Annotated in this window: 8 protein-coding genes; 4 read left to right on the plus strand and 4 right to left on the minus strand. The window is 57.5% G+C overall.

All coding sequences use genetic code 11. From position 1 onward, the window contains the following. The first annotated feature begins 57 nt into the window (after positions 1-57). On the plus strand, positions 58-2,505 hold the full coding sequence (gene fadE, locus P3C52_RS18765) for an acyl-CoA dehydrogenase FadE (protein ID WP_275556424.1): 2,448 nt from the start codon (positions 58-60) through the stop codon (positions 2,503-2,505). Between the two features lie 399 nt (positions 2,506-2,904). On the opposite strand, the gene mtnK is transcribed toward fadE, so the two are convergent. Next, entirely contained in the window at positions 2,905-4,104 is a 1,200-nt protein-coding gene (mtnK, locus tag P3C52_RS18770; protein ID WP_275556425.1) for an S-methyl-5-thioribose kinase, read from the minus strand. A 107-nt stretch (positions 4,105-4,211) separates the two neighbouring features. Between mtnK and mtnA the strand changes: the two genes are divergently transcribed. Further along, a complete protein-coding gene (gene mtnA, locus P3C52_RS18775) occupies positions 4,212-5,234 on the plus strand; it encodes an S-methyl-5-thioribose-1-phosphate isomerase (protein WP_275556426.1) in 1,023 nt (340 codons plus the stop codon). A gap of 3 nt (positions 5,235-5,237) precedes the next feature. Here the strand turns inward: mtnA and P3C52_RS18780 are convergent, their stop codons facing one another. From P3C52_RS18780 to P3C52_RS18790, 3 genes are read right to left on the minus strand one after another with little or no spacing between them, the layout of a single operon-like run. Further along, positions 5,238-5,780 carry an acireductone dioxygenase gene (locus tag P3C52_RS18780; RefSeq protein WP_275556427.1) on the minus strand — a complete coding sequence of 181 codons (543 nt, stop codon included), beginning with the start codon at positions 5,778-5,780 and terminating at the stop codon, positions 5,238-5,240. Further along, positions 5,777-6,466, minus strand: a complete 690-nt coding sequence (gene mtnC, locus P3C52_RS18785; protein WP_275556428.1) for an acireductone synthase — start codon at positions 6,464-6,466, stop codon at positions 5,777-5,779. Before mtnC ends, P3C52_RS18780 begins: the two co-directional genes overlap by 4 nt. Further along, the gene (locus tag P3C52_RS18790; RefSeq protein WP_275556429.1) at positions 6,463-7,077 is read right to left on the minus strand and encodes a methylthioribulose 1-phosphate dehydratase; all 615 of its coding nucleotides are present in this window, start codon (positions 7,075-7,077) and stop codon (positions 6,463-6,465) included. The genes mtnC and P3C52_RS18790 overlap by 4 nt, the downstream gene beginning before the upstream one ends. A 137-nt stretch (positions 7,078-7,214) precedes the next feature. On the opposite strand from P3C52_RS18790, the gene P3C52_RS18795 reads away from it, so the two are divergent. Next, positions 7,215-8,375, plus strand: coding sequence for a pyridoxal phosphate-dependent aminotransferase (locus P3C52_RS18795; RefSeq protein WP_275556430.1), 1,161 nt, complete (start codon positions 7,215-7,217; stop codon positions 8,373-8,375). Further along, on the plus strand, positions 8,363-9,133 hold the full coding sequence (locus tag P3C52_RS18800; protein ID WP_275556431.1) for an amidohydrolase: 771 nt from the start codon (positions 8,363-8,365) through the stop codon (positions 9,131-9,133). The genes P3C52_RS18795 and P3C52_RS18800 overlap by 13 nt, the downstream gene beginning before the upstream one ends. Positions 9,134-9,658 lie beyond the last annotated feature (525 nt).

Here is a 9,658-nt window from a genome sequence, read left to right on the forward strand (position 1 = left end):
TAAACCTGTACACAGACCAACAGGTCAGACCTCTTACTTCTTACGGAGCGGTTCATTATGATGGTTCTTAGCATTCTCGCGACGCTGGCGTTGATCGGCGCGCTTTTCTGGCACCGCGTTTCGCTGCCGGTCAGCAGCGCTATTCTGCTGCTGTGGACGGCGGCCATGGCGTTGTGCGACCTCTGGACGCCATGGCTGTTACTTCCGCTGGCGCTGATATTACTGCCATTGAATTTGCCATCGATGCGTCGATCCATGATTTCTGCGCCGATGCTGCGTACCTTCCGTAAAGTGATGCCGCCGATGTCCCGCACCGAAAAAGAGGCTATCGACGCGGGCACCACCTGGTGGGAAGGCGATCTGTTCCGCGGCAATCCCGACTGGAAAAAGCTGCACAACTACCCGCAGCCGCGCCTGACCGCAGAAGAACAAGCCTTTCTTGATGGCCCGGTAGAAGAAGCCTGCCGTATGGCGAATGATTTTCAGATCACGCATGAAATGGCTGACCTGCCGCCGGAGCTGTGGGCTTACCTGAAAGAGCATCGCTTCTTCGCCATGATTATCAAAAAAGAGTATGGCGGGCTGGAGTTCTCTGCATATGCGCAATCGCGTGTGTTGCAAAAGCTGGCGGGCGTTTCCGGTATTCTGGCAATTACCGTTGGCGTGCCGAACTCACTCGGCCCTGGCGAACTGCTGCAACATTACGGCACCGATGAACAGAAAAATCATTACCTGCCTCGTCTGGCGCAGGGCGATGAGATCCCCTGCTTTGCCTTAACCAGCCCGGAAGCAGGCTCCGATGCGGGCGCCATTCCTGATACCGGCGTGGTTTGCATGGGTGAATGGCAAGGGCAACAGGTGCTGGGCATGCGCCTGACCTGGAACAAACGCTACATTACGCTGGCACCGATCGCCACCGTACTGGGCCTTGCATTTAAGCTTTATGATCCCGAACATTTGCTGGGCGATACCGAAGAACTCGGCATTACCTGCGCGCTGATCCCAACCCATACGCCGGGCGTGGAGATCGGCAAGCGCCACTTCCCGCTTAACGTGCCGTTCCAGAATGGCCCGACGCGCGGCAAAGATATTTTCGTACCGATTGATTACATTATCGGCGGTCCGAAAATGGCCGGTCAGGGCTGGCGCATGCTGGTTGAATGCCTGTCGGTAGGACGCGGCATTACCCTCCCCTCCAACTCCACCGGCAGCCTGAAAAGCCTGGCGCTGGCCACGGGTGCTTACGCGCGCATTCGCCGCCAGTTCAAAGTCTCTATCGGCAAGATGGAAGGGATCGAAGAGCCGCTGGCGCGTATTGCCGGTAACGCCTACGTGATGGATGCCGCCGCCAGCCTGATTACCTACGGCATTATGCAGGGTGAAAAACCGGCGGTGCTGTCGGCCATTGTAAAATATCACTGCACCCATCGCGGCCAGCGCGCGATTATCGATGCGATGGATATTGCTGGCGGTAAAGGCATTATGCTTGGCAAGAGTAACTTCCTTGCCCGCGCTTATCAGGGCGCGCCGATCGCCATCACCGTGGAAGGCGCGAATATTCTGACGCGCAGCATGATTATCTTTGGTCAGGGCGCGATTCGCTGTCATCCGTACGTGCTGCAAGAGATGGCCGCCGCCGAACGTAACGATTTGCCCGCGTTTGATCGTGCGTTGTTCCGCCACATTGGTCATGTTGGCAGCAATCTGGTGCGTAGCCTGTGGCTGGGCATTACCGGCGGCTATACCAGCGCAACGCCAACGCGCGATGCGACCCGCCGCTATTACCAGCATCTGAACCGTATTAGCGCCAACCTTGCACTGTTGTCAGACGTTTCCATGTCGGTGCTGGGCGGCAGCCTGAAGCGACGCGAACGTATTTCGGCGCGCCTGGGCGATATTCTGAGTCAGCTTTATCTGGCATCAGCCGCGTTAAAACGCTATGACGACGAAGGCCGACAGGAAGCGGATCTGCCGTTGCTGCACTGGGGCGTACAGGATGCGCTGAATCAGGCGGAAAATGCTATTGACGATCTGCTGCGTAATTTCCCTAACGCAGCGGTGGCGGCGACGCTACGGGTCGTCATTTTCCCGGCGGGCCGTCACTGCCGCGCGCCGTCAGATCGCCTCGATCATCAGCTGGCGAAGCTGTTGCAGGTTCCGTCCGCCACGCGTTCGCGCCTGGGTCGCGGCCAGTATTTGACGCCGAGCGAGCATAATCCCGCCGGACAGCTGGAAGAAGCGTTGCAGGATGTGATGGCAGCGGAAGTCATCCACGATCGTCTGTGCAAACAGCTGAAAAAGCATCTCTCTTTCACTCGCCTTGATGAACTGGCGCAGCGCGGTCTGCAGGAAGGCTGGATTACTCAGCAGGAGGCGGAAGTGCTGATTCGCGCCGAAGCCAGCCGTCTGCGTTCAATTAATGTCGATGAGTTTGAGGCGGATGCGCTGGCTACCCAGCCGGTAAAGCAGGAACAGTCGTCGCTGCGAAAGAGTGAAGCAGCCTGACGGCAAGAAGCAGCCTGACGGCAAATAAAAAGAAAGGCTATACACAGCAAAACACATTTTAGACGGTAATGTAGAGCGTGTTACTTAAAGCCTGAGCATTATGCTCAGGCTTTTCTTCTTGGGGCGATGGTTTCTAAGCTGCCTGTACGGCAGTGAACGACGCAGATTAGCGCGAACCGCTTATAGAATAAATGCTTAACCTCAAAACCTTCAAAAAACCTTTTTTAAACCCCTAGATTTAATTATTTAAAATCAATCGCTTAAAAACACATCAGAAAAAAGGGTATCTCCAGTTCGGGCAACCTTTAATCAAACCAAAGCAATAAAAAAAGCGCCTTAATCACCGATTAAAGCGCATCTTTTTTAAGGGAACATCAATACAAATCTCTGATGAAAAACCTAGCCGTTCTGGCGAATGCGTGCGATCAGCGTGTCGACATTATCAATATGCGACGCGGCAACGATTAGCGTTTTGCCCAGGCTGATGGCGTGGCGGATACATTCAACGCGCATCGCTTCATCCTGAATGGTTTTCATATCAGCCACGTGCGACATGCCAACCGTGCGGCGGATCAGCTCGCTACCGGCGTAACCGATACTGTCGGCAAATACCTTTTTTAAATAGGTGCCGACATACTCCGGCCAGGCCAGCGTGCGGTCGCGGCTTTTTTCTGCGGCCAGCGCCTGAAAGCGCTCGGCGAACGTCAGCCATAGCTCGCGTACATCCTGTAAGCGCTGCTCGCGCCCGTCGGCGGCTTCGCGCGTCGCCACCAGGCCCGGCAGCGCGCAATAGTTCAGCAGCAGATTGCCCAGCGCGGTGCCAACATCAAACCCTACCGGCCCAAAATAACCAAACTCGGCATCAATGGCCTTCAGGCTGTTTTCCGCCACGAAAACCGAACCGCTGTGAATATCGCCGTGCAGATGCGCCTCAGCATGGGAGAAAAAGCGATGCTTCAGCGCGGCAACTTCGTTACGCAGCCGATCGTCATTACGCAGCGCAACCACATCTGCCTCCAGCTGCGCCGGATAACTGTTGCGCGGATGATCTTCATAGGGATCGGTGAAAAAGAGATCTTCGGTGATTTCGCACATCTCTGGATTGGTAAAGCGGATTACCCGCGCCTTTTTCTCGTGCGGATGCAGATAAAAATCAGAGGTATGAAACAGCGTTTGGGCCAGATATTCACCCAGCTGTCGCGCCGCCTGCGGATAGTGACGTCCCTGCACCAGCTCGCCGCGCCAGATGCGATGGCTGGAGAGATCTTCCATCACCATTACCGCCAGTGCCGCATCGTAATGCAGCACTTTTACCGTATGCTGCGGACAGTGCTGGTAATGCTCCACCAGCGTCTCCGCCTCCAGCCGCGCGCGATCCAGCGTCAGCGGCCAGGATTCGCCAACGCAGCGCACGTAAGGCAGCGCCTGTTTCACTACAATGCGGCTGATGCCGTCACGATCGTAGATTTTAAACACCAGATTAAGATTGCCGTCGCCCACTTCCTCGGCCCTTACCAGCGAAGAAGGCTCGCTCAGTCCGCCAAATTGTTGGGCATATTCCACCGCATCGGCGGCTGTGAACGTCCGGTAGTGCGACATTATCCGTATCCTCTGCAAATCTGTAGTAAAAGCCGTTCAGACGTCTATACTTCCGTTCCGCATGTTGGCACAATACGCAGCACTAACGCAACATGGAATTTACCCTTATGCAAACTCTTCAGACCACTAGCCTGCGGGTGCGTGATAACCGGCTGTGGATCCTCGATCAGCAGGCGTTGCCGCAGCAGAAAGCCTGGCTGGATGCCAGTAGCGTTGAGGCTTTAGTTGCGCATATTCATGCGCTGCGCGTGCGCGGCGCGCCGTTGATTGGCCTCTCTGCCAGTCTGTTGCTGGCGCTGCTGGCGGAAAACGGCATGGCAAAAGCGGCGCTGGCGCAGGCGCTGGATGTGTTGCGCGCCGCCCGTCCGACCGCCGTAAACCTGATGAACAATCTCGACCGTATGAAGCTGGCGCTGGCGCAGGAAGATTACGTGGCGGCGTTAAGCGCGGAAGCGCTGCGGCTGGTGGCAGAGGATAAGATCCTGTGCGACAACATAGCGCGCGCCGGCAGCGAACGGGTCGCGCCCGGCAGCCGGATTTTGACGCACTGTAATACCGGCGGGCTGGCCACCGCTGGCGTCGGCACCGCGCTTGGCGTGATCGCGCACGCCTTTCAGGAAGGAAAAATCGAGCAGGTTTGGGTAGATGAGACGCGCCCACTGTTGCAGGGCGGCCGGTTAACCGCCTGGGAGCTGGGCGAGCTGGGCATTCCGTATCGCCTGATTTGCGATTCGATGGCGGCAACGCTGATGGCGCAAAAGCAGGTGGATGCCGTCTGGGTTGGTGCCGACCGCATTGCGGCCAACGGTGATGTCGCCAACAAAATCGGCACCTACAGTCTGGCGGTGCTGGCGCATTTTCATCAGATTCCGTTTTATGTTGCCGCGCCGCATACCACGCTGGATCCGCACTGTCCCGACGGCAGCGCCATTCCTATTGAGCAGCGCGCCGCCGCCGAAATCACCGGCGTCGCGGGCAGTTTTGGTCAGGTGCAGTGGGCGCCGGAAAACGCGCAGGTATGGAATCCGGCGTTTGACGTGACGCCAGCGGCGTTAATTAGCGGTTGGGTGTTAGATACCGGCGTGGTGACGCCTGAGGAAGTGGCGGCTGGTCGATTCCAGCCGCATTAAGTATCAGGGCAGGCGCGGATAGGTGACGGCAATCGGATCGCCGGTAAAGTTGGCGATCCAACCTTCCGGATTATCGAAAATACGGATCGCGGTAAAATGCGGATTCGATCCCATATCAAACCAGTGCGGCGTGCCTGCAGGCACGGAGATCAGATCGTTTTTCTCACACAGGATCTGATAAACGCGCCCTTCCAGATGCAGGCAGAACAGCCCGGCCCCTTCAACAAAAAAGCGCACTTCGTCTTCGCCGTGCGTATGTTCCGCCAGGAATTTAGTGCGCAGCGCCTCTTTTTGCGGGTTATCGGCGCGCATGCTGATCACATCCCAGCTCTGGTAGCCCTTTTCCGCCACCAGCCGATCGATGGCATGCTGATAGGCGTTAATCACAGTTTCCGCATCGGGATTTTCGCCCAGCTCACGGTTAGCCTCCCAGCGCTCAAAGCGGACGCCGCGCGCGTTCAGCTGCTCACGAATCGCCTCAGGATCGGTGCTGTGCCAGACCGGCACTTTAGTTTCTGTCTCGGTATAGATGGTCAATTCACTCATAAGGAAAACAGCTCCAGCGTAATCTGATCAAAACGGTTTACCTGGCGATGGGCGCTCTCATTATCCGCCTCGCCGCGAATTAACTGCAAAGTGTGCCAACCGGCCTGCTGCGCGGCATCCAGCTCCTGACGAATATCGGACAGAAACAGCAGTTCGCGGGCAGGCAGGTCAATCTGGCGGGCAATATTCTGGTAAGCGCTTACCTCGCGTTTCGCGCCAACGTGCGTATCAAAGTAACCGCTGAACAGCGCCGTAATATCACCGCAATCGCTGTAGCCGAACAGCAGCTTTTGCGCAGCAACCGAACCAGACGAATAAACGTACAGGGAAATCCCCTGTTCGCGCCACTTTTTTAATGTGGGTAACACGTCGGGATAGAGGTGGCCGGTAAAGTCGCCGTTGAGATAGCCGCTGCGCCAGATCATGCCCTGCAGCGCTTTCAGCGCGGTGGATTTGCGATCTTCATCCATAAAGCGGTAAAGCACGGCGATCAGCTGTTCGGTATCCGCCTGCGGCTGGCTGATTTCCTGACGCAGCGCGTTCAGCGCCTCCGCGACCGCCGGTTCGGCGGCGTGCGTTTGCACATAGTCCGCCAGGTGCTGGCGCGCCCAGGGGAACAGCACATCATGCACAAAGCGAATGTCGCTGGTGGTGCCTTCAATATCGGTAACAATGGCGCGAATCATACTCTCTCCAGCAGGCGGCGCTGCATTTCACAGTTAAACAGAAATTCCAGACCTTCCAGGTGGCGGCGCGCTTCCTGAACATCTTTGCCCCAGCAGGTTAAACCGTGGCCGCGCAGCAGGAAACCGTAGCGCAGCGAGCGCTGTTTTGCCCACGTCTCAATACGCGTCGCCAGCGCGGCGATATCCTGATCGTTATCAAACAGCGCAATTTCAACGGTATCCAGATGGCTCTGCTGTCCGCTCAGGGATTTCTGCATTTCATAGCCCTGGATGCGCAACAGTGCGCTTTTTTCCAGGCGCGACAGCACGGTGCTGTTGACGCTGTGGGTATGCAGCACCGCGCCCGCCTCCGGGAAAAGCCGGTAGATCAGCGTGTGCAGGCCGGTTTCAGCGGAAGGCCTGCGCCCTGACGGCGCCTGGCCGCTGGCGATCTCCACTTCAATAAAATCGTCGCTGGTGAGGCTGCCTTTATCTTTGCCCGATTCGCTGAGCAGGCAAAAACCCTCTCCGGCGCGCACCGACATATTGCCGCCGGTCGCCGGTGCCCAGCCCTGTTGTCCAATCCAGTGGCAGGCAGCTACCAGCTGCGCCAGTTGTGAAGTTGCCGTCATAGTGATCCTTTTTGCCCGCAGGGAATGTCGCATTTAGACGTCTACCCGTCTTGATTGCCAAATACTAACATCATGATTATAGTGGCTCAACACAGCCGTAACATCGGGCCGCAACCCGTCCTTAAGGTGAGCCAGTTATGCTTGATAAATCATTGATTCCAGAAAGCAAGTTGCCGTTGCTCGGCACCACTATTTTTACGCAGATGAGCGCGCTGGCGCAGCAGCATAACGCCATCAATCTTTCGCAGGGTTTTCCCGATTTCGATGGCCCGCGCTATTTGCAGCAGCGGCTGGCGCATCATGTCAGCGAGGGCGCGAATCAGTATGCGCCGATGACCGGCGTCGCGGCGCTACGCGAGGCGATTGCCGATAAAACGGTGGCGTTGTACGGACATCGTCCCGACGCCAACAGCGATATTACCGTGACCGCTGGCGCGACCGAGGCGCTGTATGCGGCGATTACCGCGCTGGTGCGTCCAGGCGATGAGGTCATCTGTTTCGATCCCAGCTATGACAGCTATGCGCCCGCCGTGACGCTGGCGGGCGGCGAGATCAAGTGTTTAACGTTACAGCCGCCTGCTTTCCGCGTTGACTGGCAGGCGTTTGAGCAGCTGTTATCGCCGCGCACCCGCCTGGTAATTTTGAATACGCCGCACAATCCTTCCGCCACGGTCTGGCAGAAAAGTGATTTTGCCGCGCTCTGGCAGGCGATCGCCGATAAAGAGATTTATGTGCTGAGCGATGAGGTGTACGAGCATATTTGTTTCACCGCCGAAGGTCATCACAGCGTACTGGCGCATCCGCAGCTGCGGGAGCGCGCCATTGCCGTTTCGTCGTTCGGCAAGACTTTCCATATGACCGGCTGGAAGGTGGGTTATTGCGTGGCGCCTGCGGCGTTGAGCCATGAGATCCGCAAGGTACATCAGTATCTGACGTTTGCGGTAAATACGCCGGCGCAGCTGGCGCTGGCGGATATGTTGCGCACTGAGCCGCAGCATTATCGGGAGTTGCCCGATTTTTATCGCGCCCGCCGCGATCTTTTTGTGCAGGCGCTGGCCAGCAGTCGTCTGGAGATTTTGCCCTGTGAAGGGACTTATTTCCTGTTGGCAGATTACAGCGCGATTTCCGATCTGGATGATGTGAGTTTCTGTCGCTGGCTGACGGAGAAGGTCGGCGTGGCGGCAATTCCGCTGTCGGTATTTTGCGCCAATGCGTTTCCTCATCGTCTGATTCGTCTGTGTTTTGCCAAGCAGGAAAGTACCCTGCTCGCCGCCGCGGAGCGCCTGTGTCAACTTTAAATATTTCGCTGCTACAGCAGCCGTTAGTCTGGATGGATGGCGAGGCGAATCTCGCCTGGTTTGATCAATTGCTGGCGCCGCTGGGCGGGCGCGATGTGATTATTTTGCCGGAGATGTTTACGACCGGTTTTGCGATGGAGGCGGCGCGCGAGTCGCTGCCGGAGGATCGGGTGATCGCCTGGCTGCAAGCGCATGCGCGTCGGCTGGATGCGATGGTAGGCGGCAGCGCGGCATTGCAGACGGCGAAAGGCGCGGTAAACCGTTTTCTGCTGGTGGAGCCGGAAGGCCGCGTTCACCGTTACGATAAGCGGCATCTGTTTCGCATGGGCGATGAGCATCATCATTATGTTGCGGGCATCCAACGGGAAGTGGTGGCGTGGCGCGGCTGGCGTATTTTGCCGCAGGTGTGTTATGACCTGCGTTTCCCGGTGTTTTCGCGCAACCGCGATGATTACGATCTGGCGCTGTATGTGGCTAACTGGCCGGAGGCGCGCAGTCATCACTGGCAGGCGCTGTTGATGGCGCGCGCGATTGAGAATCAGGCGTATGTGGCCGGTTGTAACCGCGTGGGCGAGGATGGCAATGCGCTGCGTTATAGCGGCGACAGTCAGATTATTTCTCCACAGGGCGTTGTGCTGGCGCGCGGTGAAGCGCATCAGCCCGCCGTGTTGGATGCGGCGCTTTCGCTGGAGGATCTGAATGCGTACCGCACACGTTTCCCGGCCTGGCGCGATGCAGATAAGTTTGAGTGGCAATAGAGAGTACGGAGCCGACCTGCGGCTGGTTTTAGGCTGGTTCGGTGATGGTCGCTGAAGAGCGGAGTAAGGCTGGAACGAAGGTGGTGCCAGTCGCAGGAGGGACGGCGTTTGCTGGCTGGTTCGGTGCCAGTCTGGGACTGGGTTCGGTGCCGGTCGCAAGAGGACCGGGTCCATCGGCGGAACGGCATGAAGCCATCCATGGCGCCTCCGCCCGCGCCTTCCCTGCCGCGGGAGGTCCGCCTCCTGGCCCTGGCCCTCCCACTCCCCTGACATCGGTGCTTTGACTTAACCTATTCGGGAAAATATTGAATTAACGGCGAACAGACAGTACCGAAGTTGAATTAGCGGCAGGCAGACGGGCTCCAAAGCCAGAAAAGCGGCGAGCAGACAACGCCAAAGCTTAAGGAAGCGGCGGGTTGGCCGCGTAGTAAAGCCTCCGCGTCAGGGATGACGCGGCGGAGGCTCCAGGGATGGATTGACGACGTCTTTACGAAACGGCCAACCCGCCGCTGACCAATCACCAAT

This window comes from Mixta sp. Marseille-Q2659 (genome assembly GCF_940807255.1).
In the GTDB taxonomy this organism is placed as follows: domain Bacteria; phylum Pseudomonadota; class Gammaproteobacteria; order Enterobacterales; family Enterobacteriaceae; genus Mixta.